This window comes from Streptomyces sp. NPDC055955, assembly GCF_042270245.1.
Classification (GTDB): Bacteria; Actinomycetota; Actinomycetes; order Streptomycetales; family Streptomycetaceae; genus Streptomyces.
Genome location: NZ_JBHJYS010000005.1, coordinates 364,272 through 382,914, shown reverse-complemented (window position 1 = coordinate 382,914; position 18,643 = coordinate 364,272). Strand labels below are relative to the sequence as shown.

Sequence of the window (18,643 nt, the reverse complement as noted above, 5' to 3'; positions counted from 1 at the left end):
AGTGCCTGGGCGCCGCATTCGGGGCAGTGGCCGTCGGCAGGCCTGCGGTCGGCGTCGAGGTACCTGCTACCGGGACGAGGAAATGAGTGCATGGCTGTACTCCTGGGCTTCCGTACGGCTCTGTCGGGCATCAGCCGAGTGGGCTCTTGGGCAGGAGGCGGTCGGCGATGATCTTCCGCTGTATCTCGCTCGTGCCCTCGAAGATCGTTGTGAGGCGGGCGTCACGCCAATAGCGTTCCGCCCGGTACTCGGTGGTGTAGCCGTTACCGCCGTGCAACTGGATTGCCTGGGCGGTGACCTCGGCGGCCATCTCGGACGCGGTGAGCTTGACCATCGCCGCCTCCCGCTCGCACGGCAGCCCGGAGTCGATCAAGTGGGCGACCTGCTGATAGAAGGCCCGCGCCTGCTCCACGCGCGCCGCCATCTCGGCGATGAGGAATCGCAGGTACTGGAAATCGGCGATGGGGCGGCCAAACTGCTCGCGCCGCTGCAGATACGCCAGGCTGTCCTCGACCGCTCCGCGCGCCAGGCCGACCGCACGCGCCGCCGTCTGGACACGCGCCGTGTTCAGCTCGGCCTCCACCGCCTTGAACCCGGCCGTGGAAATGGCCTTGGTCTCGGTCAGCGCTGTGAGGTCGCCGGCGGGCTTGGGGTAGACACGGTTGGCGGCGGGGACCCGCAGTCCGTCGAAGGCCAGGTTCCAGGTGACGAACCCGTGGTAGCCGATCTTGTCAATCGGCGTGCCCGTCAGTCCTGCGGGGAACGAGCCGCGTTCCTTCTCCACCAGGATCGAGCCGAGGCCGACAGCCCGGGACTGCCCCGGCTCCGGATCGGCCAGACGGCAGAAGACCTGGATGAAATCGGCGGCCAGGGCGTTGCCGCACCACCGCTTCTCTCCGGTGATGACGTACTCGTCGCCGTCGAGCGCGGCCCGCGTCTGTACCGCGGCGAGATCGGAGCCCACCTCCGGCTCGGACAGCGCCGCGGCACCGATCCACTCGCCCCGCGCGCTGCGCTCGATCAGGGTTCGGCGCCGCGCCGGATCAGCGACGTTCACACCCATCGCGCCCTGTGCGCGGACGATGATGCTCGCTGTGCTCATCCATGCCCGGGCCAGTTCCTCGGAGATCATGCAGTACTCGAAGATGCCGAGCCCCATGCCACCGAGCTCGGTGGGCACGGTGATCCCGAAGTACCCCTGCTTGGCCAGCCCCTGAAGTAGGGAATGGGGAATCTCCGCCTTCTGCGGGTCGAGTTCGTCGGCCACCGGCAGGACCTCCTCGGTGGCGAACCGGCGGGCTTCGGCCTGGACGGCTTCCCGTCGCTTGGTCCAGTACGGTGCGGCGACGACGGGAGGCTGGGGCTCGCGGAAGACACGGGCGGTCATGCGCGCTCCTTGGCAAGGACGACGGAAGTACTGGGAGACTCCGTGATGCGTTCCAGGCTTCGGTTGGTCGTGCGTTCGCCGAAGATGCCGACGGTCAGGCCCATAGCGACCATGGCGCCGGCGACCACGATGAACACGGCAGTGAATCCGAGGCCAGAGAAGATCGCGGGGATCAGGAAGCCGGAGCCGAACCCGGCCAGTCGCCCGATGCCGTTAACGAAACCTGTTCCTGTACCGCGCAGCCGGGTGGGGAAGTTCTCCGGCAGGTAGGTGTAGACGAACGAGGTTCCGGTCTGCAGCAGCAAAGTGACCATCAGACCGCTGGCGAGCAGGATCCCTTCGCTGGTGGTGAAACCGAAGACCAGGATGCCCACGGCGACCAGCGACTCGACGGCCCACAGGGTGTACTTGCGTTCCCAGCGGTCGATGAAGGGCCAGGCGAGCAGGGCGCCCGGGACCGCCGCCAAGGAGAGGACGGATGTGTAGTCCAGGCTCTGTTCGGCGCTGAACCCGTGCTCGACCAGCAGGGTCGGGACCCAGGAGTTGAATCCGTAGAAACCGACGGCGAGGAAGACGAGCATCAGCGAGGTCACGAGGGAGCGCCGACGCAGTACCGGTCCGAACAGCTCGGCTACATGTGCCCGGACCATCGGGGGCTCTTCCTGCGGAATGGGCAGTTCCCGCCCGGTCGCATCACGGGCCTCGGCCTCCAGCCGCTCGACCAGATCCCGGGCTTGGTCTGCGCGTCCGTGTGCCTCCAGCCAGCGCACCGACTCCGGTAGTCGCCCGGATGCCACGACGCCCACGAATACCCCCGCGGCGCCGAGCACGAAGATCCAACGCCATGCCGACGGGCCGGTGGGGATGACGAAGCGTGCGAACCAGGCCATCACCGGGATGCCGGCCAGTCCCATCGCGAGGCCTATCGACTGGACACGTCCGCGGCAGTGCTGGGGGTACATCTCGGCCACATACGTCATCAGCACGGCAACCATGGCCTGCAGACCGACGCCGGTTAGCACCCGGTAGACAGCGAGGTCGGCCATGCCGGTGGCGCCCGCCGAGGCCAGGGAGAAGGCCGAGTAGAAGAGAACCGCGCCAATGATCGTACGCTTGCGGCCGTGCCGGTCAGCGAGCCAGCCGCCGACGGAGGACCCCACGAACATCCCGAGGAAGGCCGCGGAGGTGATGAGGCCGACGTCCTCCACCGACAGGCCCCATTGCTCACGGATCGCCGGCGCGGCGTAGGCGAAGGTGTTCAGGTCCGCCTGGTCGAACAGGAGCAGGGCGCCCAGCAGTGCCAGCCAGCCGCGCTGCGTACGGGTGACCACCGGTAGTCGGTTCATCCGTGCCACCAGGGTGGGACTGGTTCTCTCCAGGGTATCTGAGGTATCTGAGGTGACGGCCATATCAGGCCCCTTCTGGGCTGTCTACGAGAGGAGAGGAAAGGTGGTTACAGGCCGATGAGTTCGGCCTTGACCAGCACGTTGCGCAGCAGCCGGACCGACGCCGCGTCGACCATTTCGCCAGCGAGCGTGATTGCGCCGAGTCCCTGTGCCTCCGCCTCCGCGTATGCCTTGGCGAGCTTGCGGGCTCGTTCGACCTCCTCGGGCGACGGGGAGAAGACCTCGTTGGCCGGGACGACCTGGCTCGGATGGATCGCCCACTTGCCCTGGTATCCCAGCGAGGCCGCCCACAGGGCCTCGCGCCTGTAGCCCTCGGGGTTGGAGATCGCCGCGTAGGGGCCGTCGATCGCCTCGATCCCGGCCGCGCGCGCCGCGACAATGATCTTGTTGCGGGCGTAGTGCCAGATGTCACCTGGATAGTGCGGGCTCTCGCCTATGGCCTGGGCGGGCACGCCCTGCGAGCCGGCGAAGTCGCCGGGGCCGAAGATCAGCGCCTCGAGGCGCGGACTTGCGGTGGCGATCTCCTCCACGTGTACCAGGCCCTCGACCTCTTCGATGAGGACCTCCAGGCCGATCCGCTTGGTCATGCCCAGGCTCTGCTCCAGCTGGCTGAGCAGCACGTCGACCCACCACACGTCGCGGGGCTGCTTCACCTTCGGGACGATGATGACGTCCAGTGCCTCGCGGGCCCCTTCGACGATCTCGATGATGTCGCGGTGAGCGTAGGGGGACTCCAGGCTGTTGATACGGACCGCCCGGGTGCTGGGCTTCCAGTCAAGCCTCGTGAGCGCATGAACGATCTTGGCGCGGGCGGGAACCTTCTTATTGGGGGCCACCGCGTCCTCCAGGTCGAGGAAGACATAGTCGGCCTCGCCGGCGGCGGCTTTAGCCATCATCTTCTCGCTGCTGCCGGGGGTGGACAGTTCGCTTCGCCGCAGACGGCGCATGGAAGCTCCTATGGGGGTGTCCTGGTGTCGGCCTAGCGGACAGTGCGGCAGGCGCGCAGCCGCGCGATGTCCTCGCTCCGGTAGCCAAGTTCGGTGAGGATCTCGTCGGTGTGCTCGCCGAGCAGCGGAGCCCGGCGGAACGCCTCGGGAGGGGCGTCGGTGACCTTGACCGGCTGTCCGGCCACGGTGACAGGGGCGGCGGATCCCGGCTGTTCCACCTCGGCGAGCATCTGCCGTGCCGCAAGATGCGGGTCGGCGAACAGGGCTTCGGCGGTGTTCACTGGGCCGGCCGGAACGGTGTCCGACAGCGCCGCGGTGATGTCGGCGCAGGTGCGGGCCGAGGTCCACTCCTCGATGGCCGTGCGCATTTCGTCGCGGTGGGCGACCCGGGCCGCGTTGGTGGCGAGCCGCGGATCGGTGCCCAGTGCCGGCTGGCCGATGACCTCGGCCAGCCGGGCCCACTGCTTGTCCAGAGGAGCAGCGATCGCCATCCAACCGTTGCTCGCCCGGAAAACTCCGAACGGGGCGAGCAACGGGTGGTCGTTGCCCTCTCGCCCCGGGACTGCCCCGACGTACGCGTGCTGGTGGATCACCCGCTCGCACAGCGAGACGATCGCGTCGTACATCGCCACGTCCACGAACCGGCCCCGCCCGGTGCGTCGGGCGTCGTTGACGCAGGCCATCACGCCGAACGCCGTCAGGACGGCGGGGAAGATATCTCCGATGCCGGGTCCGACCTTGGTGGGCTCGCCGTCCGGGCGGCCGGTGATGGCCATGACCCCGCCCATGGCCTGCGCGACGACATCGAACGCAGGCCGATCGACGTAGGGACTCTTGCCGGTGCGCGGATCGCCGAATCCGCGGATCGCGCCGTAGACCAGCCGCGGGTTGACCTCGCGCAGAGTCTCGTAGGCGAGGCCCAGTTGGTCCATTACGCCGGGCCGGAAGTTCTCGATCAGTGCGTCGGCGTCCCCGACCAGGCGGCGCACCAACTCCTTGCCGTCCGGGGCCGTCAGGTCGATGGAGATGGAGCGCTTGTTTCGGTTGATGGAGGCGAAGTAGCCGCCGAACAACTTCAGTTGGTCGTCCTGACGATACGGACCCTGGCCCCGTGACATGTCTCCCTGAGGCGGCTCGACCTTGACGATGTCCGCGCCCAAGTCGGCGAAGAGCATGGTGCAGTACGGCCCGGCGAGAGCCCGGGTGAGGTCGATGATCCGGATACCGTCGAGCGGCTTGCTGATCACGCTGGCCTCCGCTTCACCAACACAGTGCGTTCGGCCTCGAACACGATCTGGTCATGCTGGTTCACGCCCCAGTGGCGGAACTTCACGACGCCTGCGCCTGGCTCTCCTTCCTCCGCGTCGTCGGTGGAGACCACTTGCGTGAAGGCGTAGAGCGTGTCGCCGTGGAAGACCGGCGCGGGGAACCGCAGCCGGTCCAGGGCGAGTTCACGCACCGCGTGTTCCGCGGTGTCCTGCATGGTCAGGCCGATGACCAGGGCGGCGGTGATCCCGCCGAATACGATGCGCTGTCCGAACGGGGTGTCCTTCATGGACTCCTCGTCGAAGTGCCCGGATGCGGTGTTCATCGCCAGGTTGCACAGCAGCACGCCCTCCACGTCGGTGACGGTCTTGCCGCGCGCGTGCTCGAACACTTCTCCGGCGGTGAAGTCCGCGAAGTACAGCTCGTCGTCGGTCTGTGCGCCGCTCACCGGGCCTCCCTAGCCTTGATCAGGTTGGTGCGGCGGAAGTCGACGACCGGCTCCTCACCGATCCTGCCTTCGGTGTGCCAGGTCACCACGCCCATCCCGGGCTTGCTGCCCGATCGCCGTGCCGAGATCACCGTGCTGGCGGCGGTCAGCGTCTCGCCGACCAGCACCGGCCGGTGGAAGGTGAGGCCATCGATGCCGAGGAAGGCGCCGCCCGATTCGCTGAGGTCCTCCACGGACAGTCCGACCGCCACCATCAGGACGAGCATCGGGTTGACGACGGTGTTCGCGTGGCTGGCCGCCAGTGCCTTCTCCCGGTTGAAGTAGACCGGGTTGTAGGCGAGCGTCAGCGCGGATAGCAGGGTGTTGTCGGTCTCCGTCAGGGTGCGACCCCAGTGGTGCTCGAACCGCCGGCCCTCCGGGAAGTCCTCGAGGTAGTGGGCTCGTCCCCTTCTACGGGCCTGTTTGCGCAGGGCTGTGACGTTCACGTCAGCTCCTTCGTCAGTGCCCGGATGTCGTCTAGGTCTTCCAGGTGACCGATGAGATCGAGGAGCGCCGCGGTGGCTCCCGTGCCCAGCACCGGAGCGGCTAGGCCGCGGAACTTGGCGCTCAGTCGCTCCTCCTGCTCAGCGGGGTCCCTGCTCCAGCCGGGCACTCCGCAGTCCACCTCGGCCGCGAGAGTACGACCGTCGCGCAGCCGGACAGTCACCCGTGCGCCGAGGGCGGGCAAGTGGTCGTCGGGGGTCACCCGCATTCGATCGATGAGGGCGATGGTCCGCGGGTCGTGTACCGCGTCGTCGGTGAACTGGCTCTCGTCTGTGGCCCCTTCGAGCAAGGACAGTGCCGTGGTGAACGTCAGGCTGAACTTGCCTGCCAGGCCGGTCGAAGGGCGCGGGATCGCGCATACATGCAGCTGCTGAGGAGGTACACGGATCTCGATGTCCTCGACCTGATCCGCGGTAAGTCCGTCGGTCGTCCTCAGCAGCCTGATCGCGTCGATCGAGGCGTGGGTGCCGTAGCAGGAGGCGTGCGCCTTGAACAGCACCCGCAGGATGTGCCAGGAACTGCCGAAGTGCGTGTACACCGCCTCACGGTCCGACCGATCTGTCTGCGTGGCGGCGAACCCCTGAGGACAGAACAAGGCATCGTCGGCGCTGGTGAGCCCGCGAGCGGCGAGCTTGGCGGCCAGGAACCCGGAGGAGGCAGCGCGGCCGGTTTGCAGCGGTTTACCCATGGTGCCGAACATCGCCTTCAGACCCGATGCCGACAGCGCCGCGATGCCGAGCGCTTGCTCGGTCTGTTTCGCGTCGAGCCCGAGGAGCCGCGCAGTCCCGGCCGCCGCACCGAAGGTCCCGACGGTCGCCGTGGTGTGGAAGCCGCGTGCGTAGTGGCCCGATGCGACAGCCAGCCCGATCCGGCACTCAGCCTCGAATCCCGCGACGAAGGCGGTGAGCATGTCCCGGCCGCTCGTGCCCGCCCCCTCGGCGGCCGCGAGCACGGCCGGCAGCAGAGGCGCGGACGGGTGCCCACCCATCGCATCCATCTGCAGATCGTCGTAGTCCAGTGCGTGAGCCGCGATGCCGTTCACCAGCGCAGCGGTCGCCCCGCCCGTGCGCCGGTCCACGCCGAGCACGGTGCACGGCCCCGCCGCCGCTTCGCCATGCATCGTCTCCCACGTCAGCTGGACAGCGGGTTGCGAAGCTCCGGCAACCGCGACACCGAGCGTGTCCAGGACGCACTGCTTGGCCAGTCTCACCACGGTGGGGGGAAGGTCGTCGTATGTGAGGGAAGCGACGCACTCAGCCAGCGCGCCGGTCGGTGACAGAGGTGTGCCCACACGCCCTCCTCGTCAAGGGGCGTTCCAGCGTTGGAACACCGTGTCGTTCAGCAGGTGCCAGGAATATCCGGGCCGTTCCGTGCATCCGTCTACGGCCGCTTCCGCTGACCGAAAGAAGTTCTGCGGACACGCCGTCGCACTTCGGGCTCACTGCCACTGAGCGGAAAGGCGCGTTGCCGTCCGTTCCCTACGGGGAATTGCTTGTCCCACTCAGTCCCCCGACATCTCTGGAGTGGCCGATGCGATCCGACCTGTTCACCGATGAGCACGAACTGTTCCGCGACAGCGTGCGGCGGTTCGTGGACCGTGAAGTTGCTCCCAACGTGGAGCAGTGGGAACACGCGGGCAGGATTGACCCGAAGCTCTGGCGCACCGCGGGGGAGCAAGGGCTGCTGGGGCTGGCGGTGCCCGAGGCCTTCGGTGGCGGAGGATCGGCCGACTACCGCTTCCGCTGCGTGGTCATGGAAGAGCTCGCTCGCGTCGGTGCCGCCTCGGTCAACGTGGCGCTCGGTGGATTCGACGACCTCATCGGACCGTATCTGGTCGACCTGGGCACCGAGGAACAGAAGCAGCGCTGGCTACCTGGCCTGTGCGCTGGTAAGAAGGGAGCCGCGATCGCCATGACGGAGCCGGGCGCTGGCAGCGACCTGCGCGGCATCCAGACCACCGCGGTACACGATGGCAATGCTTGGATCCTCAACGGCAGCAAGACGTTCATCACGGGCGGCGGCCGTGCAGATGTGATTATCGTGGTGGCCCGCACCGACCCGAAGGCGGGAGCGCGCGGGTTCAGTCTGTTCGTGGTGGAAGGCAGCATGCCGGGATTTACCCGTGGCCGGGCCCTGGACAAGCTGGGGCAGCGTGCCGAGGACGTGTCCGAGCTGTTCTTCGCCAACGTCCGCGTCCCCACGGCGAATCTCCTAGGCGTGGAGGGTGGCGGCTTGGGCCACCTGATGGAGCGCCTGCCGAAGGAACGCATGTCCATCGCCTACTACGGGCTCGCCGCCGCCGAGGCCGCGCTGTGCTGGACCGTGGATTACACCAAGGCGCGACGCGCCTTCGGCCGGCCTATCGCCGAGTTCCAGAACAGCAAGTTCACTCTTGCCGAGATGGCCACCGAACTCGACGTCACCAGGGCCTACCTGGATCGCGCCGTACTGGCACTCAACGAGGGCCGGCTCTCCGCCGTGGACGCCGCAAAGGCCAAGTGGTGGGCGACCGAGCTCCAGCAACGTGTGATCAGCCGCTGTCTGCAGCTGCACGGCGGCTATGGCTATATGCGTGAATACCCCATAGCGCGTGCCTTCGTGGATGCCCGGGTGCAGACGATCTACGGCGGCACCACCGAGATCATGAAGGAGATCATCGGCCGCTCCATCGTGAGGTGAGTCTGGGCACGACCCTCTTCCGGGTCGGCAACTGCACGGCTCTGACTGTCCGCATCGCCATGCCCTGGTCTGGAGAAGGTGACCCCCTCTCCGCAAGAGGAGGCCGTCACGGACGCTCTGGAGTCTGTCGCGCGGCAACCTCAGTCACCATCAAAACTTAACAGTCTATTGACGCCCGTGTAGCAATTGCCTAACGTCGCGAGTTGTACAGGGAACGGCGTCAGCGGAACCCCCGGGCGCCCTGCCTGTCGTGAGGTGCCGTTCATGAAGCCCACTTCTTTCTCACGAGGAGCTCACGTGATCCTCGCCCCGCTTCTCGCCATTGCTGCACGCCGCCCTCCGAACCACCGTCGCCTCACCGCCGAACCCGTGCCGGACGTTTGACGATGTTGCCAAGTGGCTGACCGACTTGCGCGAACGCAGCATCGTGGTGGGTGATGTCCGTGCGACGAAGGCCGCGTGAGCCACCGGATCCGACATCGGACTGAACACGGCGATCGCCACAGAGGAGAGACTAGCGCCGAGGTGGGAATGGCTGTCGCGGTCCAACTCGGCGCTGAGGCGGCAAGGGCCCAGTCCCCGTACCGCACAACCAGCACCGAGCCGCTCCACCCGGCCTAGGGCAGGCAGGCACTTCAGTCCGACAACTCCCACCCTCTGCGTTGGGGCCTCGGGCGGCGGTATGCAACTGACCGAACATCCAGCAACCGCCCGCACGAGGCGCCCGAGACGAGGAGAGCCGTATGCAGGAAAGACAGCGGACGACCGCCACGGTGACGGGAAGGGCCCTGCGTGTCCTGGAGGCCTTCTCGAGCACCCGCCCGGTGCTCCGCCTCACGGACATCTCGCGGTACAGCGACCTGCCTCTGACCACAACTTACCGCCTCGTCAAGGAGCTCACGTGCTGGGGCGCGCTTGAGCGGGAGGACAGTGGTGGCTACCGCATCGGCCTCAAGCTCTGGGAGATAGCGGCGCTGGCACCTCGTGGTCTGGGCCTGCGCGAGCTGGCTCTGCCCTTTCTGGCGGACCTGAGTCAGTTCACACGGGAGAACGTGCAGCTGGCCGTGCGTGAGGATCTGTCGGTCGTGTACGTGGAGCGGCTCGCCGGACGAGGAGCCGTGCCGGTACTGACCCGTGTAGGCGGGCGCTTCTCCCTACCCCCTACCGGCGTCGGCCTGGTGCTCCTTGCGCACGCTCCAGCTGCGGTACAGGAGCAGGTCCTCAGCCAGCCCCTGACCCGCTACACCGAGAGGACCCTGTGTTCTCCCGCCCAGGTGCGACGTTTCCTTGCCGAGGTCCGGCAAACCGGTGTCGTCATCAGCAACCGGCAGATCACGATGGATAGCTTGTCGGTCGCTGCACCGGTGTACGGTCCAGGGGGCGGCGTGGTTGCAGCAGTCTCGGTCGTCGTGCATGCAGACACCGCCCACCCCCATTCCTTGATTCCTCCCGTCCGGGCAGCCGCTCGCGGGATTTCCCGTGCATTGGGGGCACCAGTTCCCAATGGCCTCCACATGATGGGCGGAGCTGAACAGGCTCAGCTCACGGTGTCCACCGCCGCCTGTCTGGCAGATCGAGCCGCTGCTGCTGACCGTGTCAAGTCGTGCGCACCAACCGTGGCGCAAGCCTCTGGACGGCGAGAGGATCGTGCCGGTCATCCTGTTTAGGGCTCTACGCCAGCCCTCGAAGGAGTTCCTTGCCCTGGACCCTGGCCTAGAAGCTGCGACACGCCCTATCGACATGTCGGCGACGCTTGAAATGTGAGCCAGTTCCGGTGGTTGAAAAGCGCACCTGAGATCCGCGGGGGTCTGCTTGAGTGCGGCAGTCCTGCGGCCAGCTGTGGCGGCGGCCGCATGGTCTGGATCGGTGATCGTCTGATGGCGAGCCCAACTAAAGGGCATGCCGGGCGACTTCGACGCCATCCCGGGTCACCGCGCCTGTGCCAGATCCGCGGCCTCCTCGACACGACGGCGATGGCCAATGGGTAGACGGAGTAGTCGCAGGTGTCCAGGCGGACATAGTGGTTCCGCGGCAGCCTGAGCGATGCCTTCCACCAGCCCAGCGGGGCGATGGGCGGCAGCGACAGCATCCGCGACCGGTCTGCCTCGAGCCGGTCGGCTGGACGGGCCTGTAAAGTGCGATGGATACGCCGATTCGCCTTGGCGAGCCAGTCGGCCAGCTGGACGTTGAAGTCCGCCGCCGAAGTGAATACCCGCTTCGGCAGAAACGACGTCTCCAGATAGCCGTTCGCCCGTTCGACCAGGCGTCGTTCCCTTCTACGAGCCGCTCGGCTTCTCTCCCGACGCCAGCAGCGTCATGAAGTACTCCCACGCATCGAACCCCGCTGCCACCAACTGATGCGGCGTGAACCTCGCCCGGACAGGCACTTGGAGAGACGGGACTTAACGCCCTCTCAGCCATTGAAGATCTCTAGTGTCTCGTGATTCCGTCAGCGTTACTTGATCTTGTGTGGCAGGGTCTCTTGGTGTGGAGCTCTCCGTGGAACAGGCCGCCGTGTTGCGGGAGTTGGTGAACAGCCGGGACGTACCCGCCGACATAGCGACGCGGGGGCGGATCGTGCTGCGGTCGGGCGAAGGCCGTCGACGCAAGGACATTGCCCAACTGCTCGGCGTATCGCTGCCGACGGTGGACCGCTGGAAGCGGCGTTATGCCGAGCTCGGACTGGCCGGGCTGGAAGGCGACCGGCCCGGCGGCCCCCGGGAACAGGTGCCGGCGCGGGTGCGGGCCCGCGTGATCGCGCTGACGCGCATGACACCGCCGGACAGCACCGGGCTTTCGCACTGGTCCACACGCGAGTTGGCGAAATACCTGAAGCGGACCGAGGGCGTCGCCGTGTCCTGGCATTACATCGCACGGATCTGGCGCGAGGAGCATCTCAAGCCGCACCGGAACGGCACCTTCAAGATCTCGAAGGACCCTGCGTTCGCTGAGAAGGTCGCCGACGTTATCGGCCTCTACCTCGCTCCGCCGGGCGGCGCGGTGGTCCTCTCGATCGACGAGAAAACGCAGATCCAGGCGCTGGACCGGACCCAGCCGGTGCTGCCGGTCGCGTTCGCGGCGAGCGAGAAGCGCACCGCCGACTACGTCCGGCACGGCACCACGAACCTGTTCGCCGCTCTGAACGTGACCACCGGCGAAGTGCTCGGCGAGTGCAAGCCGACCCGGAATGGCGAAGACTTCCTGGCGTTCCTCAAGAAAGCGGTGAAACCGCACGCGGGCAAGGACATCCATGTCGTCCTGGACAACCTCTCGCCGCACACCACCCCGGAGGTCAAGGAGTGGCTGGCCAAGAGCCCGCACGTCCACTTCCACTTCACTCCCATCGGCTCGTCGTGGCTGAACCAGATCGAGATCTGGTTCGGAATCCTGACCCGGCAGTCCATCCGCCGCGGCACGTTCTCCAGCGTCAACGTCCTGATCAAACAGATCCGCGACTACATCAACTCCTGGAACACAACGGCGAAACCGTTCACCTGGACCGCGACCGCCGGCGAGGTCCTCGCGAAGGTCCGACTCGTCGCGACCAACGTGAAGAAGCTCGTCAATAACAACGCGAACTGACATGAACAGGATCACGAGACACTAGCGCTGCGCTCGAAGTCAGAGAACCTACCCGGTTAGGGCTACCGAAGGTGCACGGTTAACGTCCTTGCCCTGCAAATGGGTCGCCGCGTCCGCGGTCTGGCAGACCTTGAGAGAGGCCGGCGCCGACCCGGCACTCGAGCGCTTGCAGCGCGTAAGGCGACTTCCTACGCCATGACTGATATCAGTCGCCCTCCATCAATGCAGCTTCGATGAATGCCTGCGCGGCTTCGGATAGGGCCCTTTCGCGCGGCCAGACGAGAGAGGCACACAGAGGTTGGGGGCGAGGGCGTAGCGGTCGACTGACGAAGGGCAGTCCCTCATGGCTGAGTTGGTGCGTCGGGAAGGTGACCGCCAACGAGATTCCGATCTTGCGGGCCACCAGGGCGCGACTGAGCTCGACGGAGGTCACGCGGTAGCGGATATTCGGGCTGATCCTGTGCCGCTCGAAGTAGCGATAGAGCTCTTCGCGGTTGCGCGGATTGTCGACCACGACAAGTGGCTCGTCGGCGATGTCAGCCACGTCGATCTCAGAGTTCTGAGCCAGCGGGTGGTCCGCGGCGAGTAGAGCCGTCATCGTCCCCTCGAACAGCGATAGTGAACTCAGCGTCCGGTCGCGGTGCCCGGTGTAGTTGGCGATCACCTCCAGATTGCCGTCGTGCAGCAGCTGGAGCAGCTCCTCTGCGGGACGGGTGGTGGCACGGACCCTCAGGTTGGGGTGCTCGCGGGCGAGGCGATCGATGATGGGAGGCAGGACGACGGGGGCGAGGGTCACGACGGCTCCGACGTTGAGCTCGCCGTTGATTGCTTCCTCCGAGGTCCGGCGCCGCAGGTTCGTGGCACTGCGCAGCAGGGACAGCGCCCCGTCGAGGAATTGTTCTCCCGCCGGTGTCAGCGTGACGCCCACAGCGCGCTGGCGGTGGAACAGTTCTCGGCCGACTGCGGCCTCAAGGCTGTCGATCCCGGCCGCCAGAGCCGAACGGGAAACCCGCAGTTCCTGCGCTGCTTTTGCCAAGCTCCCCGACGAGGCGACCTCTGCGAAGTATTCCAGCTGACGGAGGGTGAAGTCGGGCACGTCAGATCCTCTTTGGTCACGGTTCAGGCCCCATCATGCCGCACGGATTCCGGGCGGGGTGGGGCCGACGACTTGGGCGTCGGTCCCACCCCGTGCGATCAGACCTGTCCAGGGGTGGCCGGGACGCTGGTGTCGTCCTGGGCGATGTCGCCGAGGTCTTCGCGGTCGGCGGTAAGCCCGACGAGCAGCGCGACGGCCATGACCCCCATGACGAGCCCGAACACTGCAGCGTAGGAGCCGGTGGCCTGGATCATTGCGCCCATGACAGCAGGGGCGATGACGCCGGCGAACTGTTGGCCAAAGTTGGCGATCCCCGTCGCGGTGCCGGTCACGACCCGGCGCATCCGCTTGAGGATGACGATGGACAGCAGCGGGGCGCAGGCGGAGGTGGCGACCTGGGCGACGGACAAGAACACGACTCCGGTGACGACGGTTGAGGCGACGTAGGTCAGATAGATGAACAGGATCGCGACGGCCATCAGCCCGGCCACGATCCGGCCCTCGCGGCGCGCGAACCTGTCGGCCGCGAAGCCGACCCCGATCATGGCGACGAACGCGACCAGGTTGGGGATCGCGGTGGCCAGCCCGGCGGTGGCGAGATTGAGGCCCTTGACCTCGACCCAGTAGGTCGGCATCCACTGGTTCATGCCCCAGACGAAGATCCCGACGCCGAATTGCATGATCGCCAGCTTCCACACCAGCGGAGTGGAGAGGATCTTCTCCACCGGGACCCTCTCGACCCCGGCGGCACGGGCGGTGCCGGGGCCTGTCATCGGCCGGGAGACGTAGAGGAAGACGATGCTGAGCAGGAGCCCGATGACGCAGAAGATCCAGAACCCGGCACGCCAGCCCCAGGCCTCGGTCAGCGACGCCACGAGATAGGCACCAAAGGCGGTCCCGAGCGTCCCCCCGGACATCAGCAGCGACTTCGCCCGTCCGCGTTGGCGGTTCGGCAGCAGTTCGGCGACGGCCACCGAGCTGGCGGGTGGGAAGCTGCCCTCCGCCGCGCCAAAGATCGCGCGGAGCACGATCAGGGAGACCAGCGACCAGCTCAATGCCGTCAGGCCGGTGAAGACCGACCAGAGCACCATGATGACCAGGAGCACGCGGCGGGCGCCGTAGCGGTCGGCCAGGTACCCGCCGAACGGGGTCATGATGGCGAATCCAAGGAAGAAGGCGCTAAGGACCAAACCCATCTCGCCAGGGTTGAACCCGAACTCCCTCGACACTGGCACGGCGATGACGCTCATGGCCGACTTGTCGACGTAGCCGATCAGCCACTGCACAAAAACGACGCCGATGACCATCCAGCTGCGCCGCAGGGAAAATCCCGCCGGGGCGGCCGGGGCGCGTTCCATGGCTCCCGCGCTCATCGGACCTGCACCGATCCGTCGAAGGCGAACGCGGGGGTGAGGTCGCGCGGCGCCGCAGGGAATGCGGTCTCGGCGTCGGCCGCAAGCTCGACGCCGATCCCGGGGGCGTCAGGCACGGCGATGTAGCCGTCCTCGAAGCGCAGCGGGTTCTTCACCATGGCGTCCTCGGAGCCATCAATGTTGAAGCTGGGGTGTTCTTGGATGAGGAAGTTCGGAACGGACGCGTCCAGGTGCAGGGACGCGGCGGTCGACACCGGTCCGAGGGGGTTGTGCGGAGCGATCGAGACGTAATGAGCCTCCGCCATGGCGGCGATCTTGCGGGCCGGGGTGAGACCACCGACAGCGCAGACGTCCGGGCGGACGTAGCGAGCGGCACCGCGGGTGAGCAGGTCCTGGATCTCATGAATCGAGATGGCGCGCTCGCCGGTGGCGATCGGCACCGGCACGGCGCGGGCGACCTCCGCCATCGCGTCCGGGCTGTCCGGCGCAATCGGATCCTCGAAGAAGAGCGGGCGGGCCGGTTCGATGCCCCGCCCCACGGCGATCGCCTCGGGCACCGACAGCGACCGGTGCGCCTCCACACACAGGTCGAACGCCGGTCCCACGGCCTCCCGGCACGCCAGCACCTGGCTCACCGCTTGGTCCACTCGGTGAGCATAGGACTCGGCTCCACGCTCCCAGTGGTCGTGGGCGAAGGACGGCAGGATTAGCCGGGCCGCGGTGAACCCTGCGCGCTGCAGCCTGACGCACTCGGCGGCCATCTCCTCGGGTGTCTCCCCGAGGACCGGGGCGTACGAGCGCGCCCGGTCGCGTGTGCGCCCACCCAGCAGGTCGTAGACGGGTACCCCGAGGTCCTTGCCCTTGATGTCCCACAACGCGACGTCGACCGCTGCCAAAGCGCTCATCACGACCGAGCTGCGGAAGAACGTCGACTGGTACAGGTACTGCCAGTGGTGCTCGATGCGCGCCGCGTCCTGTCCGATCAGGTAGCCGCGCCATTTTTGCAGCACGGCGTCGACGGCGTCGAGGTAGGCCCAGGCCCCGGCCTCACCAAGGCCGCTGATCCCGGCGTCGGTGTGCACGGACACGAACAGGTATCGGCCGACATGGTGGGTTTGAAGATCGATGATCCGCAAGTGGTTCTCCTTTGAACACGCGTGCCACGATCGTCGCCACCGACCCATGTCTCCGCAAACGCTCTTTTTCAGCTTGCTAAGCCGATCTAATCGGCTTTGTGAGACCGTCCAGCCACGCAGGGCCTCGGGATGCACGACGAGATCGACGTCAGCTTCTTGATCTGCGGCTTCGGATCCGTGGTGCGGTACGACTGCCGCTGTTTACGAGGCAGCGGTCACCCTTGCGTCGTTCCTGTCCTGGGCAAGGAAGATCACCGCCCATCTCCCGCCTGGCCAATGGCTCTGGGCGGCCCTGCGTTGTCGGTACTAGGTCGGCGGTTGCTGGAGCGGCGGGGCCTGCTGTTTGCGGCGTCGGCGGAGTTCTCGCTGTGCCTGGGCGCGGGCGCATTCGCGGGTGCAGTACTTGATGCCGCTGGTGCGGTTCTGTCCGTACTCGGTGCGGCCGCGCTGGCGTACGAAGCTGCGGCGGCAGGTATCGTCGGCGCACTCGCGGATCGTGGCTTTCTCCGCGATGTGGTTGTACAGCTGCAGGTAGGCGACGGTGTAGATCGTGGGGTGGCGGTCGGCGAGGTTGCTGATGCCGATACTGAAGACGTGCAGTGCGGCGTGCAGAGAGTTCTTCAACTGCCCGAGTCGGAACCAGAGTTCGAGTGCACGTAGCTGATCGAAATCCTGGATGTCGGGATTCTCTGCGCGGACCTCGGCCAGCTTCTCCTCGTTGATCTCTGGCTCAATGAGCGCGTCCAGGCCTCCCTCATGCTGGCAAGCCAGCCAGGTACTGACAGCCTCTTGAGCCTCGCGCACGTGATGGATACCAGGTCTCGGTGGATTGACCAGCCGGTCCTCACCGGATGCTCCAGTTGAGCCAGCTTCCGGACTTCTTCTTCCGCCTCGATGCTCCAGTTGATCACGTTCAGCTCGCCGCCGTCGCCGACTTCGTCACCGAACAGGTTCCCCAACCCCGCAGCGCCCTCGTCCTGGCCTGCGTCCTGCAGCTCACCGACACCAGCGAAGGCGCCCGCTTCTGGTGGGAGTACGCCGCAGTAGGCGGCCAACCCGCCGCCTACTGCCTCTACCTCCACCATCTCGCCCTGGGCGAGAGCGAAACAGCCAACTGGTGGCATCGCCAGACCAACGACGTCCAGCCCTCACCGCAAGTACCCGAGTAGGAAGAATTGCTCCCCACGCCCGGGGGGGGAATGGCACCCGGCAACCCACTCAGTCACCCAGATGCCCACCACCACAATCCTGCGCCTGCTGCGCCACCTTGCCCGGGACAGCGAACGCACTCACTCCGCTGCGGTCAACGAACTCATGGACTACATCCCCACAGCCGTCGCCGTCGGCTACCTACGCGAGCCCGACCTCGACCTCCCCATGCCCGGACCCCGCTTCGCCGACGACATCAGCGCCTTGCTCGCTGTCCGGGGACCGGGCCTGTTGTTTGCACTGTCGGCTGGTAGCACAGCGCAGCGGCATTGCGGGGAGAGCTAGGGCTGTTCGCGGGTTTGTGGTCGCGTCGGTGGCGTCGCCTGGTGCTGGTCGGCAGGGGTCGGCGGGCGGCCCCAGTCCAGGACGGTCCGGGTCGGCGAGCACCCGCTGCAGCTGGGCCAGGCGGTACAGCTCTTCGCCGTGTTCGAGGTCCGCCGCCTGCTGCCGGCGGGCATGTTCCTCGGCCAGGGCGCGGTCTGCGGCCGCGACGCTCAGCTCGGCCGTGCCGGCGACCTACAGCCCGGGGATGGCGCAACCGGCCTGTGCGAGGGCTGAGTTGGCGGCGTCGTGGGCCGCTGCGAGATCCAGAACGGACTGCCGACACAGGACTTCCGCAGCCTGCCGGCGCAGGTGCTCACGCGCCGGCACCACAAGGTCGCCCCGGCCCGTGTCACCTAGAAGCGTCCACCGCCAGCTCCCGGTGATGCGGACGGTGAAGCACATGCTGCCGATGCGGCTGGCTATCCGCTCGTCGCTCAGCCCGAGCGGATGAGCCGTGCCCGCGTCTGCCGCGTCTCCTGCCGACCGGGCCGGTCTGCCGCGTCGGCGCAGCATCCTCACGCCGTTACGACGGCACAGTCACCGCCGGACCGCGCCACGCCGCTCGGGCCGGAAGAGGCGGCCACCTCGGAGATCAGCTGGGCGAAGAGCTGTGCGCGCCGCGCCCGTCCCAGATCGGAGCTGTCGGACGAGCCCACCAGCAGGCTGGAGGGGCCTTCCTGGCCCACATAGCCGCGCAGCACCTGCGCCACCAGGGGCAGAACTTGGTCGTCCTCGAGCTTGGGCGAATCCAGCCAGGCCGCCAGATGCCGGTACGCCGCCTGCACTGCCGTGGGCTCCTGCAGGGCCCCGCGCCAGCCGCGGACGAACAGCTGACTGGCCAGCGCATCGGGAGCGTTGACGGTCTCGCAGGTGTTCTCCTGGTCCGCGGACAGCGGCAGAAGGATCCGGGTGCGGACGGGTTGCCGCTGCCGCATATCAGGATGCCTGGCAGGCCATGCCGGGCGGCGGCCTGAAGCACCTGTGGGTTCTCGCAGAGTTGCACGGTCGTTCCTGACGTCGTCAGAGGAGCATCGGGGACGCTGCGAAGTTCTTGCAGGCCAGATGGGTCGCCAGCGCGAGGTCACGCCGGGTGCGCATAATCCGAGAATGATCGCTTCTTGACGGAGCGCCAGCCCGGGGGCGTGCTAGCGGAAGCCGTCCGTCGGCGCGAGTGTCTCCGGGCCCTTGCGCGGTGCACAGCCCTCGGGGCTGCTCTGATTTCCCGCTGTTATCGGGAAAACCGCCCG

General features: G+C 67.1%; 18 protein-coding genes. 5 read left to right on the top strand and 13 right to left on the bottom strand.

The window, feature by feature from the left end; translation table 11 throughout:
- Window positions 1-130 precede the first annotated feature (130 nt).
- From ACFC96_RS12970 to ACFC96_RS12940, 7 genes are all read right to left on the bottom strand, one after another.
- Complete coding sequence (locus tag ACFC96_RS12970; RefSeq protein ID WP_376612056.1) at window positions 131-1,387, bottom strand: acyl-CoA dehydrogenase family protein; 1,257 nt, start codon at window positions 1,385-1,387, stop codon at window positions 131-133.
- Window positions 1,384-2,733, bottom strand: a complete 1,350-nt coding sequence (locus tag ACFC96_RS12965; protein WP_376612055.1) for an MFS transporter — start codon at window positions 2,731-2,733, stop codon at window positions 1,384-1,386. Before ACFC96_RS12965 ends, ACFC96_RS12970 begins: the two co-directional genes overlap by 4 nt.
- A 107-nt stretch (window positions 2,734-2,840) precedes the next feature.
- Window positions 2,841-3,740 (bottom strand): HpcH/HpaI aldolase/citrate lyase family protein, encoded by a 900-nt coding sequence (locus ACFC96_RS12960; protein WP_376612053.1) that lies wholly within the window; start codon window positions 3,738-3,740, stop codon window positions 2,841-2,843.
- Window positions 3,741-3,772: 32 nt separating this feature from the next.
- Complete coding sequence (locus ACFC96_RS12955) at window positions 3,773-4,987, bottom strand: CaiB/BaiF CoA transferase family protein (protein ID WP_376612051.1); 1,215 nt, start codon at window positions 4,985-4,987, stop codon at window positions 3,773-3,775.
- Complete coding sequence (locus tag ACFC96_RS12950) at window positions 4,984-5,454, bottom strand: MaoC family dehydratase (protein ID WP_376612050.1); 471 nt, start codon at window positions 5,452-5,454, stop codon at window positions 4,984-4,986. Before ACFC96_RS12950 ends, ACFC96_RS12955 begins: the two co-directional genes overlap by 4 nt.
- Window positions 5,451-5,939, bottom strand: a complete 489-nt coding sequence (locus ACFC96_RS12945; RefSeq protein ID WP_376612048.1) for a MaoC family dehydratase — start codon at window positions 5,937-5,939, stop codon at window positions 5,451-5,453. The genes ACFC96_RS12950 and ACFC96_RS12945 overlap by 4 nt, the downstream gene beginning before the upstream one ends.
- Window positions 5,936-7,288: an MmgE/PrpD family protein gene (locus tag ACFC96_RS12940; RefSeq protein ID WP_376612046.1), complete on the bottom strand. Its 1,353-nt coding sequence runs from the start codon at window positions 7,286-7,288 to the stop codon at window positions 5,936-5,938. The genes ACFC96_RS12945 and ACFC96_RS12940 overlap by 4 nt, the downstream gene beginning before the upstream one ends.
- A gap of 239 nt (window positions 7,289-7,527) precedes the next feature.
- Here ACFC96_RS12940 and ACFC96_RS12935 point away from each other — a divergent pair, with 239 nt between their 5' ends.
- Entirely contained in the window at window positions 7,528-8,676 is a 1,149-nt protein-coding gene (locus tag ACFC96_RS12935) for an acyl-CoA dehydrogenase family protein (protein WP_376612045.1), read from the top strand.
- A 743-nt stretch (window positions 8,677-9,419) separates the two neighbouring features.
- Window positions 9,420-10,343 carry an IclR family transcriptional regulator gene (locus ACFC96_RS12930; protein WP_376612043.1) on the top strand — a complete coding sequence of 308 codons (924 nt, stop codon included), beginning with the start codon at window positions 9,420-9,422 and terminating at the stop codon, window positions 10,341-10,343.
- A 65-nt stretch (window positions 10,344-10,408) separates the two neighbouring features.
- Here the strand turns inward: ACFC96_RS12930 and ACFC96_RS12925 are convergent, their stop codons facing one another.
- On the bottom strand, window positions 10,409-10,765 hold the full coding sequence (locus ACFC96_RS12925) for a hypothetical protein (RefSeq protein ID WP_376612041.1): 357 nt from the start codon (window positions 10,763-10,765) through the stop codon (window positions 10,409-10,411).
- A 410-nt stretch (window positions 10,766-11,175) separates the two neighbouring features.
- Here ACFC96_RS12925 and ACFC96_RS12920 point away from each other — a divergent pair, with 410 nt between their 5' ends.
- On the top strand, window positions 11,176-12,258 hold the full coding sequence (locus ACFC96_RS12920) for an IS630 family transposase (protein WP_376612039.1): 1,083 nt from the start codon (window positions 11,176-11,178) through the stop codon (window positions 12,256-12,258).
- A 205-nt stretch (window positions 12,259-12,463) separates the two neighbouring features.
- Here the strand turns inward: ACFC96_RS12920 and ACFC96_RS12915 are convergent, their stop codons facing one another.
- From ACFC96_RS12915 to ACFC96_RS12900, 4 genes are all read right to left on the bottom strand, one after another.
- A complete protein-coding gene (locus ACFC96_RS12915; protein WP_376612037.1) occupies window positions 12,464-13,354 on the bottom strand; it encodes a LysR family transcriptional regulator in 891 nt (296 codons plus the stop codon).
- 98 nt (window positions 13,355-13,452) lie between these two features.
- Window positions 13,453-14,712 (bottom strand): MFS transporter, encoded by a 1,260-nt coding sequence (locus ACFC96_RS12910; RefSeq protein WP_376612035.1) that lies wholly within the window; start codon window positions 14,710-14,712, stop codon window positions 13,453-13,455.
- An 11-nt stretch (window positions 14,713-14,723) separates the two neighbouring features.
- The gene (locus tag ACFC96_RS12905; RefSeq protein ID WP_376612033.1) at window positions 14,724-15,998 is read right to left on the bottom strand and encodes a mandelate racemase/muconate lactonizing enzyme family protein; all 1,275 of its coding nucleotides are present in this window, start codon (window positions 15,996-15,998) and stop codon (window positions 14,724-14,726) included.
- 171 nt (window positions 15,999-16,169) lie between these two features.
- The gene (locus tag ACFC96_RS12900; RefSeq protein WP_376612031.1) at window positions 16,170-16,667 is read right to left on the bottom strand and encodes a hypothetical protein; all 498 of its coding nucleotides are present in this window, start codon (window positions 16,665-16,667) and stop codon (window positions 16,170-16,172) included.
- A 56-nt stretch (window positions 16,668-16,723) separates the two neighbouring features.
- On the opposite strand from ACFC96_RS12900, the gene ACFC96_RS12895 reads away from it, so the two are divergent.
- Both ACFC96_RS12895 and ACFC96_RS12890 read left to right on the top strand, forming a co-directional pair.
- Window positions 16,724-17,032 (top strand): hypothetical protein, encoded by a 309-nt coding sequence (locus ACFC96_RS12895; RefSeq protein ID WP_376612029.1) that lies wholly within the window; start codon window positions 16,724-16,726, stop codon window positions 17,030-17,032.
- A gap of 61 nt (window positions 17,033-17,093) precedes the next feature.
- The gene (locus tag ACFC96_RS12890) at window positions 17,094-17,357 is read left to right on the top strand and encodes a hypothetical protein (protein WP_376612027.1); all 264 of its coding nucleotides are present in this window, start codon (window positions 17,094-17,096) and stop codon (window positions 17,355-17,357) included.
- 554 nt (window positions 17,358-17,911) lie between these two features.
- Here the strand turns inward: ACFC96_RS12890 and ACFC96_RS12885 are convergent.
- Window positions 17,912-18,331, bottom strand: a complete 420-nt coding sequence (locus tag ACFC96_RS12885; protein WP_376612312.1) for a hypothetical protein — start codon at window positions 18,329-18,331, stop codon at window positions 17,912-17,914.
- Window positions 18,332-18,643 lie beyond the last annotated feature (312 nt).